The sequence below is a fragment of the Lysinibacillus sp. NPDC095746 genome, from assembly GCF_044763535.1.
Classification (GTDB): domain Bacteria; phylum Bacillota; class Bacilli; order Bacillales_A; family Planococcaceae; genus Lysinibacillus.
Map to the genome: position 1 here is coordinate 1 of NZ_JBIWGL010000009.1, position 16,418 is coordinate 16,418.

At 37.6% G+C, this 16,418-nt stretch carries 16 protein-coding genes; 12 read left to right on the plus strand and 4 right to left on the minus strand.

From position 1 onward, the window contains the following. Positions 1–552: 552 nt before the first annotated feature. From ACIQ7N_RS08570 to ACIQ7N_RS08580, 3 genes are all read right to left on the minus strand, one after another. A complete protein-coding gene (locus ACIQ7N_RS08570; protein ID WP_402931388.1) occupies positions 553–867 on the minus strand; it encodes a hypothetical protein in 315 nt (104 codons plus the stop codon). Between the two features lie 241 nt (positions 868–1,108). Then, positions 1,109–1,663 carry an SLOG family protein gene (locus tag ACIQ7N_RS08575; protein WP_402931389.1) on the minus strand — a complete coding sequence of 185 codons (555 nt, stop codon included), beginning with the start codon at positions 1,661–1,663 and terminating at the stop codon, positions 1,109–1,111. Between the two features lie 206 nt (positions 1,664–1,869). Beyond that, a complete protein-coding gene (locus tag ACIQ7N_RS08580; RefSeq protein ID WP_402931390.1) occupies positions 1,870–3,045 on the minus strand; it encodes a DUF418 domain-containing protein in 1,176 nt (391 codons plus the stop codon). Between the two features lie 103 nt (positions 3,046–3,148). On the opposite strand from ACIQ7N_RS08580, the gene ACIQ7N_RS08585 reads away from it, so the two are divergent. From ACIQ7N_RS08585 to cydS, 12 genes are all read left to right on the plus strand, one after another. Beyond that, positions 3,149–3,850, plus strand: a complete 702-nt coding sequence (locus ACIQ7N_RS08585) for a response regulator transcription factor (RefSeq protein ID WP_402931391.1) — start codon at positions 3,149–3,151, stop codon at positions 3,848–3,850. Then, positions 3,847–5,490 (plus strand): sensor histidine kinase, encoded by a 1,644-nt coding sequence (locus ACIQ7N_RS08590; RefSeq protein WP_402931392.1) that lies wholly within the window; start codon positions 3,847–3,849, stop codon positions 5,488–5,490. The genes ACIQ7N_RS08585 and ACIQ7N_RS08590 overlap by 4 nt, the downstream gene beginning before the upstream one ends. Positions 5,491–5,728: 238 nt before the next feature. After that, the gene (locus ACIQ7N_RS08595) at positions 5,729–6,922 is read left to right on the plus strand and encodes an NAD(P)/FAD-dependent oxidoreductase (RefSeq protein WP_402931394.1); all 1,194 of its coding nucleotides are present in this window, start codon (positions 5,729–5,731) and stop codon (positions 6,920–6,922) included. Between the two features lie 25 nt (positions 6,923–6,947). Continuing rightward, a complete protein-coding gene (locus tag ACIQ7N_RS08600; protein ID WP_402931396.1) occupies positions 6,948–7,511 on the plus strand; it encodes a hypothetical protein in 564 nt (187 codons plus the stop codon). A gap of 20 nt (positions 7,512–7,531) precedes the next feature. Then, positions 7,532–8,953: an MBL fold metallo-hydrolase gene (locus ACIQ7N_RS08605; RefSeq protein WP_402931397.1), complete on the plus strand. Its 1,422-nt coding sequence runs from the start codon at positions 7,532–7,534 to the stop codon at positions 8,951–8,953. Positions 8,954–9,134: 181 nt separating this feature from the next. After that, entirely contained in the window at positions 9,135–9,473 is a 339-nt protein-coding gene (locus ACIQ7N_RS08610) for a rhodanese-like domain-containing protein (protein WP_132363812.1), read from the plus strand. A gap of 81 nt (positions 9,474–9,554) precedes the next feature. Continuing rightward, positions 9,555–10,592, plus strand: a complete 1,038-nt coding sequence (locus ACIQ7N_RS08615; protein ID WP_402931399.1) for a PAS domain-containing sensor histidine kinase — start codon at positions 9,555–9,557, stop codon at positions 10,590–10,592. Beyond that, positions 10,589–11,221: a response regulator gene (locus tag ACIQ7N_RS08620; RefSeq protein ID WP_402931400.1), complete on the plus strand. Its 633-nt coding sequence runs from the start codon at positions 10,589–10,591 to the stop codon at positions 11,219–11,221. The genes ACIQ7N_RS08615 and ACIQ7N_RS08620 overlap by 4 nt, the downstream gene beginning before the upstream one ends. 460 nt (positions 11,222–11,681) lie before the next feature. Further along, positions 11,682–12,458: a sulfite exporter TauE/SafE family protein gene (locus ACIQ7N_RS08625; RefSeq protein ID WP_402931402.1), complete on the plus strand. Its 777-nt coding sequence runs from the start codon at positions 11,682–11,684 to the stop codon at positions 12,456–12,458. Between the two features lie 129 nt (positions 12,459–12,587). Then, on the plus strand, positions 12,588–13,931 hold the full coding sequence (locus ACIQ7N_RS08630) for a cytochrome ubiquinol oxidase subunit I (RefSeq protein ID WP_402931403.1): 1,344 nt from the start codon (positions 12,588–12,590) through the stop codon (positions 13,929–13,931). Beyond that, entirely contained in the window at positions 13,928–14,956 is a 1,029-nt protein-coding gene (locus ACIQ7N_RS08635) for a cytochrome d ubiquinol oxidase subunit II (protein WP_402931405.1), read from the plus strand. Before ACIQ7N_RS08630 ends, ACIQ7N_RS08635 begins: the two co-directional genes overlap by 4 nt. A gap of 11 nt (positions 14,957–14,967) precedes the next feature. Beyond that, positions 14,968–15,066 carry a cytochrome bd oxidase small subunit CydS family protein gene (cydS, locus tag ACIQ7N_RS08640; RefSeq protein WP_402931406.1) on the plus strand — a complete coding sequence of 33 codons (99 nt, stop codon included), beginning with the start codon at positions 14,968–14,970 and terminating at the stop codon, positions 15,064–15,066. A 386-nt stretch (positions 15,067–15,452) separates the two neighbouring features. On the opposite strand, the gene ACIQ7N_RS08645 is transcribed toward cydS, so the two are convergent. Then, positions 15,453–16,358, minus strand: coding sequence for a TetR/AcrR family transcriptional regulator (locus ACIQ7N_RS08645; protein ID WP_402931407.1), 906 nt, complete (start codon positions 16,356–16,358; stop codon positions 15,453–15,455). Between the last annotated feature and the right edge of the window lie 60 nt (positions 16,359–16,418).

The window sequence follows — 16,418 nt, forward strand, 5'->3', positions numbered from 1 at the left end:
TGGTCTTTGCGGGAAATTTGTTTTTCATCGATTCATCTATTTTATAGACAGCTTTTCGAACGTTTTTTGATTTCTCTTGTAAAAATTCTTGCGGTGATTTTTGATTATAACGTGCTTTTGTATGTGTGGCATCCACAATAATATCGTAGATTGCCATGTTTTCTTGATTGAAATCATCAGGGGCACCACCTGCACATTAATGCTTTTATTATAAGGGCAAGCGTGACTAAAATAATAGGTTGATACATTGCGTTGTTTGGAGAAGCATCGCTCGACTCCTGCGGGAAAGCGAGACAGACGAGACCCCGCACGAAGCGAAGCGTAGGAGGAGGCTCGGCGCTCGCCCGCGGAAAGCGAGCGGAATGCTTCGGAAAACAACAGTAGAATCACAGTGCCAAATGAAAAAAGCGAGGTATTCGACGATTAACCGCTGAATACCTCGCAATGTGAGAAGATATGGACTTTTTCAGTGCCCTCTCATTTATAGGGTAGCTCTTTTTTTAAAAGTGGGTTGCTATGTAAGAAACAACCCACTTTAATAATATGAAATTTTTAGATTATTTTTACATAAAAATCTTTACCGTTTATAATCTCGGTCAGCTCAATGTTATGATTTGTTTTATAATAATTATAAATACTACGGGCTAACCCAGAGTGTCCATTTAAATATGTTCCCTTTTTAATCTCTCTGCGTGGATTATGGAAGTCAAAATACAAGCGAGAATCGTGGCACATTGCATTTAAAATTGCTTTAAACTCTTGTTCTTCAATATGAATTCCGCGTGTATATTTGCACTCCCTGCGGTACGTATCATGAGAAACATTCACCGGCGACGACTCAAGAACCATTTCGATTTTTTTACTCAAATGTTAGCAGCTCCTTTTCGGAAATTAGCACTAAAGGGTAGAAAAAGACGTGAATTTTTAAAAAAGAAGTAACTATTGCTAATACTTATCATCTAAAGTTAGAGATGATATTTGTTTATATAAGTGGATTGAAGCGGCTCATCGGACGTCCCCTGGAAAGAGCCCAGTCGGAACGGTGATCAACCACGCGCTATTAATAGTTCAAGTATATAATTATCGGAAAATTATAGCAATATTTTCCCTACCAATCTTGTTGCTGCGTTTCTTCTGCTACTATTTGTAAATCATAAGCGGTAATCATCAAAAGTATATAGTCATGTGTTTCCATATATTTTTCTGCTAGGCGTTTCATATATTTCGGTGAGCCTTCATTTTCTTCATCATAAATAAGCAGCAGACCATCTGTATTTTGAATAATGAATTTGTCTTTTTCGATAAATTGCCACGGAGCCTCGTATGGTTTTTTCGTTACACTCGTTACGAAGTCTGCTTGAGCTATTAATGCTTGATATTTCTCTTTTTTATGTTCCTGCCAATTTTTTTCTTGCTCTAAAAAAGGAGTGATAACAGAATATTTTAGATGAGGAAATTCCTTTCTTAACATAAGAACTACCTCAGCTGCCCATGTTTCTACACCTTGCTGGCCGCTAATAATCACCCATTCTAAACCTTCATCGATCAATATACGCAGACGGTTTTCGAGTGCTTTTTTTATAATGGCAATGCCGGGGTGCTTGTCATTAAAAATGCCCAATTCATGTGGTCTATAGCCAGTAATAATAATTCGCTGTAGCAAAAAAACGCCCCCTAAGCTGTATAGTATGTGTAGTCATAGTATACAGTAGGGGGCGAACGAAAACGAATTGCAAGATATTGTTGTATAGTTGTTCCCAAGTGTAAAGTTGATTGTTATATTAAAAAGCAAATAGTGTTAAAACGGCAGCTACAGCAGTACAGATTCCTAAGAACCACCATGTATCTGTAAAGTCCTCTTTGGAGTCACTATTCATGTAAAGTACTTCCTTTCTGTTTTATTTTAATCTGTCCGTTCCAAGACCAATTCGTCCATACACGCAGTACAGATTCAAATGGTCCACGTTTAAATTTCTTGAAATAGGCAAGGCTGAAAACACATTGCAAGCTGTACACGACGATTCCGAATAAAATACCGCCAAACACGCCTAGCTTGCCGTATAAGCCTAGACCATATCCATAAAATACTGTTGTACAAATAATAGTTTGCATTAGATAATTAGTTAATGATAGTTTACCAACACTCTCAAAGGCAGGAGCGAGACGTTGTACTAGGCGAGTTTTATATATTAAAGCTGCAAGGCAGACATAGCCAACTGCTAATAATTCAGATCCACCTATTAACAGCATACCGGAAAAATTGCTTTCTATAATAAAACTCAAACTCTTTAAAGCTAGCCCTATTGGAACAAGCAGAGCACCGAGCTTATACCATTTCTTTTCATCTTCCATATTCACAAAAGCTTGCTTTTTAGCAAGCCCCATGCCGAAAAGGGTCAATGCAGAAGTATACATTGGTGCAAGGAACACCAATAAGACAAAGACTAATCCTGCATCATCCATACCCGGAGGTATATCATTTGCACGGAAATCAAAAATGTCTAAGTAGCTCCCGTTAGCGTATACATTGTCGGCTTTTTCTACATAGGTTGCTAACTCTTGCTGTTCTTTTTTCGTTTCTTCTGTGGAACCAAATGATAAGCTAGTAATAAGTACTAAGAAGATACCAGCCCAAATGAATAAAGTTTTCGGTTTACGATTAATAAATGGAATTAAAAACAATATCATCATCCCGTAGGAAAATAAAATATCGCCATCCCATAAAAATGTTTTATGTAGTAAACCTAAAGCAATTAGCCCTGTTGCGCGGCGTAAAATGGACCATCGACTCTTATCTTTTTTTCTACGAATAGACTCTATAAGCTTAATAAGAGAGAAGCCAAATAAAATGGTGAAGATCGGCATAAATGATCCCTCTATAAAGATTTTTACAAAATACCACGCTCCATTATCGAGGATGGATAGATCTTTTGGTTCATCTTTACCATACATGCCAAACTGGAAAATCAATAAATTCGCCATTAAGATGCCGAATAAGCTAAAACCACGCATTGTATCAATAAAAGTAACACGGTTAGTTGTCATTGCGTTTTATCTCCTTAATTGGTTATCTTATACATAGTGTAGTGGAGAAAGCTTATCGTGAAATGATGGCTACCTTAAAGTATTCTTAAAAGAAGGTGATAGCATGCAAGACGCATCAATTTTAGTATTAGAGGACGAACGTGCAATTGCAGAAATGATTGAAATTATATTAAGAAAAGAAGGATTTTTAAACATTACACTTTGCGGCACTGTTCAAGAAGCAAAAAGGAAAATTGAAACGAAGGTTTTTGATTTCTATCTATTAGATATTATGCTCCCGGATGGTAGCGGACTTGATATGGCGAATATGATTCGAGAGCAAAGTGAAGCGCCAATATTCTTTTTAACGGCAAAAGGTAGTGATGCAGATAAGCTTCGTGGTTTTATGAACGGGGCAGACGATTATATTACGAAGCCATTTAATCCACTTGAGCTTGTTGCGAGGGTGAAGGTTCAGCTTACCAGATATATGAAGAAAAAAGATGCTCCGGGTAGTCATTTATTTTCCTATAGTCGATTTACATTCGATATCGATGCAGCTGAGGTAACTGTAAATGGTACAAAAGAAATTATTAGCGGACGATTATTTTACTTATTGAAATATTTATGTGAAAATGCAGGGCAAGTATTATCGAAGGAGCAAATTTATGAGCGTGTATGGGGTGACTGTTTGTTTGATGATAATACTGTGATGGTTCATATTCGAAAACTGCGAGAAAAAATAGAAAAGAATCCGGGTAAACCAACTTGCATTATTACTGTAAGGGGGATTGGTTATAAACTTGTTGGAGATGTTCATTCATGAAGCCAGCTAGAAGATTAACGCTTCGTTTTGTATCTTATTTCATCATTTTTTATTTACTAATCATTACTGGCTTTATTATAAGTTTGGTGTCTTTTGCATACTTTATTAATCATCATGTCGGTGACGATATTCATATAATGAGTGTCTCTGAAATTAAAGATGATGCTGTCGTAGAAAAAGGAACATCTATTAAGATTGCTGATTACTTAGCGAAGCGAGCTGAGGAGAATTTGGGGCAATTATATTTGTTCAATCAATCGATGGACATTGTTGATTATACAGGAGACACATGTGAACTATGTAGTATGACAGATAACGAAATAATGACTCTTAAACGGCCAGGGATGCACACGTGGGAGATTCCTAAATACCATTTGTTATTCCTTCCGGCTTTACCTGTCCAACCGCTTTTTGAGGAAGTAGTTCGAGATTGGAAGGATAAAGGGGAGATTTCTTCTGAACTGCTCCAACGTTTGCAGGATAAGAAGGCATCCGTTGAAATCTATAATGGGCAGTGGGATCGGGTAGAAGTCATTGGTGAACGTCATAAGAAGCTCCATAAGCCTCAATTGTTGGAAGAGAACTACGATATTTTTGAGTTTAAAGAGCTGTCGAGAAATACTGCTTTAGAGGATGGCTCGACACTAGTTGTACGTATGCCGAATCCAGCGTACAAACCATTTGACGAGCCTTTTAATAAAGCGATGGTATTATTTGTTTCCGTCTTCTTTGGTGGACATATTATCTTGTTAATAGGGATCATCTTTTTATCGATTAGCATTTCTCGTCAATTTGTCCGTCCACTCGTTTATGTATTATCTCGTATCGAGCGACTGACGCAGTTTGACTACAGTAAAGTAAGAGATAAAAATATCCATCATCGGAAGACAGGGAAGCTAAAGAGGAAATTTAAATTATTTCAGCCCGTCGATGAATCGATTAATAACTTATCAAGACGCCTCTCCTCCAACGAAAGGCAAATTAAGCATGCAGAGCAATTACGTGAGGAATGGATAACAGGCTTATCCCATGATTTAAAGACACCGTTAAGCTCTATTTATGGGTATTCAACAATGCTAGCTTCTGAGGATTATGAGTGGTCGAAGGAAGAAATGCGTGTCTTTGCAACTACGATGCAGGAGAAAGCAACGTACATGGATGCCCTTATAAAAGACTTAACATATACGTACCAATTAAAAAATAGAGCGATCAAGCTTGAAAAAGTATTGATACCACTTAATGTGTGGTTACCTCAATTTGCAGATGAGCAAGTGACTGTAAACGTATATGGGGATGTTATGTTGGAAGCGGACGAGCTTTTATTAAAGCGCATTTTAGATAATCTCATAACGAATGCTAAAAAATATACGCCTGACGGTACAAAGGTAAACGTAGAGGCGCAAAATATAGGACAGGAGATTATGCTGACAATCGCCGACCAAGGTCCAGGAATTCCTCAGGAGGAGCTCGATAACCTCTTTGAGCGATATTATCGAGGTACGAATACTACGGATGATACAACGGGTACAGGCCTGGGATTGGCTATTACTAAGCAATTAATTGATTTACACAATAGTACTATTAGTGTCCAATCGGGAGCGGAAGGTACAGTGTTTATCATAAAGTTTAAATGTAAATAGGAGTTTTTTGGCCTCGAAGAATCAACAGCGCGTTGTTGATTGATAAAGTAAAGAAAACACTGTTAATTTGGGCAGTACAAGTGATGAAACATTCACCTTGTACTGCCTTTTTGTGCTATTTGGGTATTGGTGTGTAATCTTTTAGGGGATTACCCCTATATGAACAGCTCTCTCTTATACCTATTATTAAGGTGTAAAAGTTGTATACGAAAGACAGCATGATAAGGAGGATGTACACATGAAGACTTCTTTTAAAGTAGTCATCGTTGGGGGAGGAACTGCTGGCATTTCAGTAGCTGCACGTTTACTTCGTCAATCTCATTCGCTTCAAGGGGAGATTGCCATCATAGATCCTGCAGAAAAACATTATTATCAACCACTCTGGACATTGGTGGGAGGTGGTGCAGCAAATAAATGGGACTCTGAACGTGAAATGAGGTCCGTTATTCCTAAAGGAGCTGTTTGGTTAAAAGAAGCTGTTAGTAGTTTTGATCCCAATCAAAACCAGGTGCTAACACAAAATGGTACAACGTACACGTATGATTTTTTAGTCGTCGCTGGTGGGATAGAGATTAACTGGGGTGCTATTAAAGGGCTGAAGGAAGCACTTGGGACTAAAAGTGTATGCAGTAATTACTCTTTTAAGCATGTGGATTATACGTGGGAAACGATCCGTAATTTTAAAGAGGGAACAGCATTATTTACACATCCAAACACGCCAGTAAAATGTGGTGGTGCTCCACAGAAAATTATGCATTTAGCAGAGGACCATTTTAATAACGTCAATGTTCGTGACAATATTAACGTTATTTTTGGTTCGGCCAATCCAGCAATTTTCGATGTTTTAAAATACCGTGAAGCACTTGAAAAGGTAATTGAGCGGAAAAATATTGATGCTCGATTCCGTCGTAATTTGATTGAAATTAAGGCTGATGAAAAAATAGCTATCTTTGAAAATTTAGATACGGGCATATTAGAAGAAATTAAATACGACATGATTCATGTAACACCTTATATGTGTTCACCTGAATTTATTCGAACAAGTGCATTAGCAGACGAATGTGGCTGGGTAGATGTCGACAAATTTACTTTGCAACATAAAAAGTATAGCAATGTGTTTGGAATAGGTGACAATGCCAATCTCCCAACCTCCAAAACGGGTGCAGCTATACGTAAGCAAGCGCCTGTTGTGGCACAAAATCTTATTGCATTAATGCGACAACAGCCAATGACACAAATGTATAATGGCTACTCTTCTTGCCCGATTGTAACAGGCTACAACAAACTGATACTAGCTGAGTTTGATTACAATAAAGAGCCTGTCGAATCTATGCCTTTCAACCAGGCAGTGGAAAGATCCAGTATGTATTTCATGAAAAAGGATTTACTCCCTGTCATGTACTGGGATGGCATGTTGAAAGGCACAATGTAATTACAATTGAAGGGAGGCGACAAGCATGGCTAATGCTACGGTAAGTATGAGCGAAGAATTATATCGAATAATCGAAACGCTTGAGAAACCAGAAGTTCGACACTCTCTACAGCGATTGTTGGATAAATTACCGAATGTAGAGCAAACGATAGATTCAGCTGAAAATGTTGTGGATTTTGGAAAAGCGGTATTGATGGATGAAAAGACAATAGATCGATACGAACAATTTGTCACTACTTATAATGTAGGCTCAGAAACGATAACAGCTATTGTACAGCTTATAGAGAAATTGCCAAAGCTTGTTCAAAACATTCATCAGTTAGAAAACATCGTTGATTTTGGAAAAGCAGTACTTCAGGATAAACAAACGACGGACTATACAATGAATAATTTTAAGAGCTATATCGATCCGTATGTTGAAAAAGGAAAGACAGGTTTGGATTTCTTAAAAATGGTACAGCAAAGAGCAGAAGAAAAGCCTCAGCATATTAATGTTTTTTCAATTGTTAAATGGCTGAAAGATCCTGCTGTTCAAAAAACACTGAATTATGTCCAATCGGCATTAGATATTTTAAAAGAAAAAAATTGAGTATAAAGGGGAGTTTTAACATGTTATTACGATATTTTTACGATGAAAAATTAGCACATGCTTCTTATGTTGTGGGATGTCAGGCGAAGGGAGAAATGGTTATTGTTGATCCGATGCGTAATATTGAACCCTATCTTGCATTAGCAGAAAAAGAGAAGATGCAAATTGTTGGCGCATTAGAAACGCATATTCATGCTGATTTTGTAGCGGGGTCTCGTGAGTTAGCAGACCGTGTTGGAACAAAGATGTATATTTCCGATGAAGGGGATGCTGATTGGAAATATCAAAATCTGGAAGGTATTCCTCATCAATTATTAAAAGATGGTGATGAATTTAGTATAGGAAATCTTATTTTTAAAGTTATGCACACACCTGGGCATACGCCTGAAAGTATCTCCTTCCTATTAACGGATCGTGGCGGCGTAGCAGATAAACCAATGGGGATTTTTACGGGGGACTTTGTCTTTGTAGGTGATATTGGACGACCTGATTTACTAGAAAAAGCTGCTGGGATTCAGGGTACATCACTATCTGGCGCCAAAGCAATGTTTAAATCATTAGAACGCTTTAAGGCTTTACCAGATTACATGCAGCTTTGGCCGGCTCATGGAGCAGGTAGTGCTTGCGGTAAAGCATTAGGAGCTGTGCCGTCTTCAACAGTTGGGTATGAGAAACAATTCAACTGGGCTATGCAATTTGATGATGAACAAAAATTTATTGACGCATTATTAGATGGGCAACCGGAACCTCCTTATTATTTCGCTGTTATGAAGCGTGTCAATAAAGTAGGGATAGAACTTCTTAAAAATCTACCACCAGTGAAGGTCGTGTCAAGCTATGAAGAGGTTGCTCAACTTCTTGAGGATGGAAAGCAGGTTATTGATACACGTCCAGCGGAAGACTTTGCACAAGGATTTATCGCAGGTACACTAAACATTCCTTACAATAATTCTTTGACAAATTGGGCTGGTTGGCTAGTAGATTATACAAAACCATTATATTTACTAATTAATCCTTCGCAACTGGATGATATTTTAATAGCTTTACGTTCTATTGGTATCGACAATGTTGTTGGTTATGGGGATGTGACGAAAGTTTTGGAAGAGGCTAATGCTCTAGAAAGTTATGAAAATATAACGCCTTTAGAAGCGAAGCCATTAATTGAAAGAGAAAAAGTTCATGTGTTGGATGTGCGCAATCAAACAGAATATGATGCGGGGCATATTGAAAACGCTCAGCATATTATGGTTGGTACATTATCGAAACGTTTAGATGAATTGCAAACAGATAAAAAAATTGTTGTACAATGCCAAGGCGGCGCTCGTTCTGCAATTGCTGTAAGTGTACTGAAAGCAAATGGCATTCATAACATTGTAAATTTAACGGGCGGCTACATGGCCTGGCAACAAGAGGTAATGGCTAAAAAAGAAAGTTTAATTTAAAGAGGTTGTTCTAAAAGAAAAATAGCATACTAGTAATACTAGTTTGCTATTTTTCTTTGCTTAGCACTTTGGAAGATGAGAAGTAGAAATCTTTATGTTTAATAAAAATGAATGATGAGACCTCGTCTGGCAAAGCTAAACGAATTTAGACAACCTTTTTCTCGTTAAAAGGGGTTAAAAAATGATTATTGTAAGTTTGAGTATATTCCTTCTTATTATTGGTAGAATTATTTATAAACGCCATGTCCCAGTGCGTCAAATACAGGAGTGTTTACCGCGAGAGTTAAATGCGGGAACGGTGATAGTGGATGTACGTGATTACAATGATTCTTACAAATCACTTACACCAAATGCATTAAATTTACCGATTTCCTATTTGGTCCGTCACATACATGAACTACCAAAAAAGCCCCTTCATATTATTGCATCAACACAGTTAGAAAAAAATATGAGTGTTCGTATCATTCGCAAAGCAGGGCATGAAGTTAAGAGTTATAGCTTGATAGAAGAAAAAGTATAGGGCAAAGTATGTTGGCTGGTAACAAGGAAACTTAAAGGAATGCATTGATTCTTGTTGTACTTTCAATTTTAAGTCTGGAGTGTGTTTAAATTGGAGAAAGAACAGCTATATTTACAGCAAATATTTCAATATATTCAAGATGGAATTATGATTATGAATCACAAACGTGAGATTTTAATGATGAATCCCTCTGCGGAGCGGTTAACAGGGTGGAAATTAGGAGATCGAGTGCCCTTTTGTTCATTTTGTGAAAACCGTCAAAAGTCTCCAAGCGAACATACATGTTATTTAATTGAGCATAATGAAATTCCCTATTTTTTATCGAAAATGCCGACGTATCATGGTAGTAAGATAGATGTTGAAATGAGCACGGCATTGATGTATACAGACGGTAAAACAAACGAGCAAGAGTTTCTGCTTGTATTGAGAGATCAGACTCTTCAGTTAAAGGAAGAAGAGGCCCGGATATCAAAGCTTATTATTAAAAAGCTGATTGAGGCAAAAGAAGAAGAACATAAAAGGCTTGCGCAGGAATTACATGATGGCGTTGGCCAATCATTATATACAGTATCTGTTGCACTACAAGCGATTGAATCTTATGTCAAAGACAATGAAAAGCTAAATACGTATATTGAAGAAGTACGCAATGAGCTAGAGCAAGTAATGAATGATATTAAATTGTACTCCTATCAACTTCGCCCTCATAGCATTGATCAGTTAGGGATTACACCTACATTAGGCACTCTTGTCGATTCAGTGCAAAAGGTACATCCTGATATTACTATATCGTTAGAAACAAATTTTGAAGAACGTTGTCATCCATCTGTGGAAATAAATATTTATCGTGTCGTACAGGAGGCTTTGCACAATATTACTAAATATGCCAAAGCTTCTAAAGTTGTCATTCGGCTCGAAAAGAAAGCTACAAATTTAACGCTCCATATAGAAGATGATGGCGTAGGATTTAATTTACAGCAAGTGAAGAAAGAAGGGCTTGGCTTAAAGCATATGGAGGAGCGAATTACATTGTTAGGCGGATTTTTTAATATTACTTCAGCTCACAATAAAGGTACACAAATTAGTATCCAAGTACCTAATTGGAAGGATGACTTTAGATGATTCGTGTTTTAGTAGTAGATGATCATGTGCTAATCCGTAAAGGAATTGTTCTTTTATTGGAAAATTATATGGATATAGAAGTTGTAGGTGAAGCGGGTGATGGAGCGGAGGCGATCACTCAGGCAATATCATTAAACCCGGATGTCATTTTGATGGACGTATCCATTCCGAATGGGTTAGATGGATTTACGGCTACTCAAGAAATTCATAAGCAAATGCCTAACGTGAAAATTATTATGTTAACAATGCACAATGAAGTTGCTTATATTCAAAAAGCGATTGCTGTTGAAGCCCATGGCTATATTTTGAAAAATAGTCAAGGAGGAATTCTCTATGAGGCTATCCATGCTGTATATAGTGGTCGCATATATTACAACGTTGGTCTTCCACAGGAGCAGTTGGATAAATTATTTGAACATAAAGGGCATGAAGATCAATGTATTTTAACTGTGCGTGAGCAGGAGATAGTGAGGTTAACGGTTTTAGGGTATACGAATATCCAAATTGCTGGGCAGCTATATATTAGTAGTAAAACGGTTGAAAATCATAAATCAAATATTATGCAAAAGCTCGATTTAAGTAATAAAGCTGAGCTTATTCAGTATGGGCTTGCAAATAACTATATGTAACAACGTCTTGTTGTTAGAAGCTGTGTGCTATGTCCAATGAAAAAATAAATATCAAAAGTATTAAACTGGTTACAGAAGATCGCTCGGACGTGGGTGGTCTTTTTTTTATCTCCGTTCAGTAAATATCCAAACATCTGCTGGAATAGAGAAACTCAGTCTAAGAACGCCACGTACTGTGGCAATACCGAAATGACCGACATCGTGTCAGCCCTTATGTTGCTGCTGCCGCTACGCTTTCGCGCAAAAAAACATCTGTCGCTGCCACTACGCTTTCGCGCAAAAAACACATCTGTCGCTGCCACAAAAACCGACTCTAGACGTAATTATGCCAATTGATTCTATCCAAAATAATTTGCAATATTGTCACAGTGAGTAAAGCTAATAGTGGAAAACCCCTATATGTCTGAAATTACAGCAGGACTATACTGAAAGCACATAAATAAAAGGAGATGCAAGCACAGTGGATATAACATTTATAATTGTCATTTTCTTGATTGGATTCGTTGGATCTTTTGTGTCCGGTATGTTGGGAATAGGCGGTTCAATCATTAAATACCCAATGCTACTCTATATACCGCCACTTTTTGGCTTAGTCGCATTTTCAGCACATGAAGTTTCAGGCATCAGTGCGGTACAAGTGTTTTTTGCGTCGATAGCAGGTGTTTGGGCATATCGAAAGGGTGGCTATCTTAATAAGCCTCTCATTATTTATATGGGTGGAGCAATTTTAGCTGGTAGCTTTGTTGGGAGCTACGGATCACAGTTTTTATCTGAAAACAGTGTGAATATCGTATACGGCGTTTTAGCATTGATTGCAGCTGTGATGATGTTTGTTCCTAAGAAACAAATCGATGATAAGCCGATGAATGAAGTAACATTCAACAAGCCACTAGCGGCAATTTTAGCATTTATTGTCGGGATTGGTTCAGGGATTGTTGGTGCTGCAGGTGGTTTCTTGCTTGTTCCGATAATGCTTGTAGTGCTCGGTATTCCAACGCGTATGACGATTGCCACTAGCCTAGCAATTACGTTTATCTCATCGATCGGAGGGACAATCGGAAAGTTAATGACAGGGCAAGTCGATTACTATCCTGCAGTCATCATGATAGTGGCAAGTTTACTGGCGGCTCCACTTGGCGCAAAAATAGGTAAAAAAATGAATACGAAAATTTTGCAAAGTATTTTAGCAGTACTCATCTTAGCGACAGCAATTAAAATTTGGGTTGATTTACTATGATGAAAAAACAAAAGGTTGCTACGTATAAATCACATGAGAAAAAGCTGATACTTATAAGTTTTTTAGTAGCTGGAATAATGTTTCTTTCGATAATTGGGAGAATTTTTAGTACCTAGGAGATGAAATAAAATGAATGATTCAGCTGTAATGTGGAGTCGAGCCTTAACAGAGTTAACATTGTCATTCCATATCATTTACGCAACAATTGGCGTCGGTATACCTTTAATGATCATGATTGCTCAATGGGTTGGATTGAAAAATAATGACGAACACTATTTATTACTCGCAAGAAGATGGGCAAGAGGATTTGTGATTACTGTGGCAATTGGAGTTGTCACTGGTACTGCGATTGGATTGCAGCTATCACTACTATGGCCAAACTTTATGGAATTGGCTGGTCAGGTAATCGCATTACCATTGTTTATGGAAACGTTCGCGTTCTTTGTTGAAGCAATTTTCTTAGGGCTTTATTTATATACATGGGATCGATTCAAAAATCCAAAGAGACATCTTTTATTATTGATCCCGGTAGCTATTGGTGCATCTATGTCCGCTGTTTTTATTACGATTGTGAATGCATTTATGAACGCGCCACAGGGCTTTGACCTTGTAGATGGAGAGCTTGTAAATATTCAACCGGTATTGGCTATGTTAAATCCCGCAATGCCAACGAAGGTAGCGCATGTATTAGTAACATCTTATATGACAGCAGCATTTTTATTAGCTTCTATTGCGGCATACCGTATGCTGCGAGGATCGAAGCATGTGTATCATAAAAAAGCCTTCCATCTTTTATTGAAACTTGGACTAGTATTTTCGCTAGCGGCACTCGTTGTAGGTGACTTTTCAGGGAAGTATTTAGCTGAATATCAACCAGAAAAATTAGCTGCTGCTGAATGGCATTTTGAAACAAAAGAGGATGCTTCACTTGTGCTATTCGGCATGCTGGATGGAGAAGAAGTGAAATACGCCATTAAAGTACCATACGCATTAAGTGTATTGGCGCATAATAATCCTTTTGCTGAAGTAAAAGGTTTAGACCAATTTTCGAACGATGAACAGCCACCACTTTATATCCATTATTTGTTTGACATCATGGTAGTAATCGGAACTTTATTAATAGTCGTAGCAGTTAGTTATGTGCTAGGTAAGTGGCGGAGATGGAAGTTTATTTCTTCAAAAAGCTTCAAGAGATTAGTAGTAGCAAGTGGTCCATTATCGCTTATTGCTGTAGAGGCAGGCTGGTGGTTTGCGGAAGTAGGACGCCAGCCATGGATACTTCGTGGTTATATGAAAACGGCGGAAGCTGCCACAATAAGTGGTCAAGTCGATACTATGCTAATACTATTTGCAGGGCTGTACATTGTATTAGCGATAGGAAGTATCGTCGTACTTAATCGTATGTTCCGTAACAATCCGATTGAACTTGAAATTGAAGAACATAAACAAGTGGAAGGATGTGCAGGGCAATGAGCTTAGAGATATTAGGAATTTCAGTACTATGGTTATTTCTTTTTGGCTATGTCATTGTTGCGTCCATAGACTTTGGAGCGGGCTTCTTTAATGCTTATAGTGTCTTGATTGGAAAAGATCAAATACTAGCCAATATTATTAAGCGCTATTTATCTCCGGTATGGGAAATCACCAATGTCTTCCTTGTATTTTTCTTTGTTGGAATGGTAGGTTTCTTTCCTCAAACAGCTTATTATTACGGCACAATTTTGCTAGTGCCAGTCAGTATCTCATTAATATTGATAGCAATTAGAGGGAGCTATTATGCATTTGAATCCTACAGTGTAAAAGGCGGACACATTGGTTATACAATGATGTACGGAATTACTGGTTTATTTATACCAGCATCCCTTTCTATTGTGTTAACGATTTCTGAGGGAGGGTTCGTGAAAATGGTAAATAAAGAACCACATTTGGAAATTGCTAAACTTTTCACGAATCCGTTAACTTGGTCTATTGTGCTATTAAGTATAGTGGCAGTTTTGTATATTTCGGCTGTTTTCTTAACATGGTATGGGAAAAGAGCACGAGATGAACATGCTTCAGATTTAATGAGAAAATATGCGCTCGGTTGGTCTTTGCCGCTCGTAATAAGTGTAATAGGGATTATGGTGGAGTTAAAGGGACATGTGCCTGAGCATTATGAAAATATGTTAAATCTGTGGTGGCTTTTCGCCATTTCGGGTGTGCTATTTCTTATAACATTAATTCTTTTATGTAAAAAGGAAAACTATGGTATAGCCGTCTTTTTAATGGTCGCTCAGTTTGGCTTTGCATTTTTCGGCTATGGTATTTCACATTATCCGTATTTACTGTATCCGTATTTGTCGGTCTATGATAGTTTTACAAATGAAACAATGGCGATAGCATTAGTGATAGCGTTTGTCGGAGGGTTAGTTCTACTCATACCTTCACTATATTTAGTAATGAAATGGTTTGTGTTTGATCGTGATTATGCTTGCGGTAAACATGATCATCATGCATAGGGGGAACTATAATGAATCAATTTATTATTTTGTATGCACCTTTTCTTATAGTAGCTATTAGCATTGGGATTGGCTTTTGGCTAGGGCCGAAAGATCGTCAAGTTAAGTAATAAATGCATTCATCACTGTAATGAGTGTTCTAACTAGGTGCTTTCCTAGGGGCGTCGGGGCAACAGATGTTTTTTGCACGAAAGCGAAGCGTTAGCAACAACGTGTTTTGTCTGTGCGAAAGCGAAGCGACAGCAACAACGTGTTTTGTCTGTGCGAAAGCGAAGCGACAGCAACAACAGGATGTTGGTCACAAAGGTGTTATCACAGGAAGCGATGCTTTTAGCTTTCGTACCTCTATCGCTAATCTCTATGGAATCGCTCAGCCTGCACTCCAATCAACTACAGGTTTATCAAATGCGCATAATAAAATAAATAAAAAAAGAAGCTAGATGGAAAGTCATGGTGTTTGACTTTCTATTTAGCTTCTTTTATTTATGTGGTTATTTTACTTGATGCACCGCTCTGATGGTCGTTCAATTTTTACATAGCGCCATAAGCTATTAGCGATATCACGTGCCTCTTCTGCGTGTTCGGTTCCAACGAATGCTTTACGGAAAGGTGTAAGAAGTGATTCGATAATGAAGAGCTTTGGTTTCTCACGCTTTAATTCCTCTAATAAGAATTCCACGTATTCTAACCCTTCAACTGTTTCGTTCTTAGCTAGTCCTTTTTTAAAGCCTGTTAATTGCTCGATGACCGTTTCCTTATTAACCGTTTTAAAATTCGCGACGTTTTGGATCGTATTGATCATTTCTGTACTAATGATGATTTCTTTTGATTCAAGCATAACGGGTATAATTACGCTAATATTGCGTAATGCTACACGTACAATGGCTTCTCGATTTATATATTTATAGTCAGCAATTAAGACTGCGCGTAATGTAAGGTTAATCATACCAAGTGTCTGTACCGCGCATTCATAACTAATTGGACTAATTTCTTCTCCAAAAACTTGTACAAGTCGATTAGCTAGCCACTCCAGCTCTTGTAAATAATAGTTTAAAATTATTTTTTTTAATTCAATATCCTTAGAATGGAAAATCGATTCAAAAATTTGAATTAAATTATGTTCTCGATTGACATACATGAGTACTGCAACTTGCTGTGTTAATACTTCCAAATCAGTAGGATCCTTACCATAAAGAAGTTCGTGGCGGCGATTACTTGCTTCTTCGCGACCTTCATCTAATATGGCGATTAAACATTCATTTTTAGAAGAAAAGTGATTATAAAATGTGCCCTTTGAAATTTTTGCTGCACTAATGATGTCGTTCATCGATGCATCCACGAATCCTTTTTCAATAAAAAGAGCGCGGGCAGCAGTAATGATTTGTCGTTTTCTTTTGTTCATAACCTCACCTTTTTTAAAATATTATACTCTTATTCTATATTGAAAACGCTTATATATCAA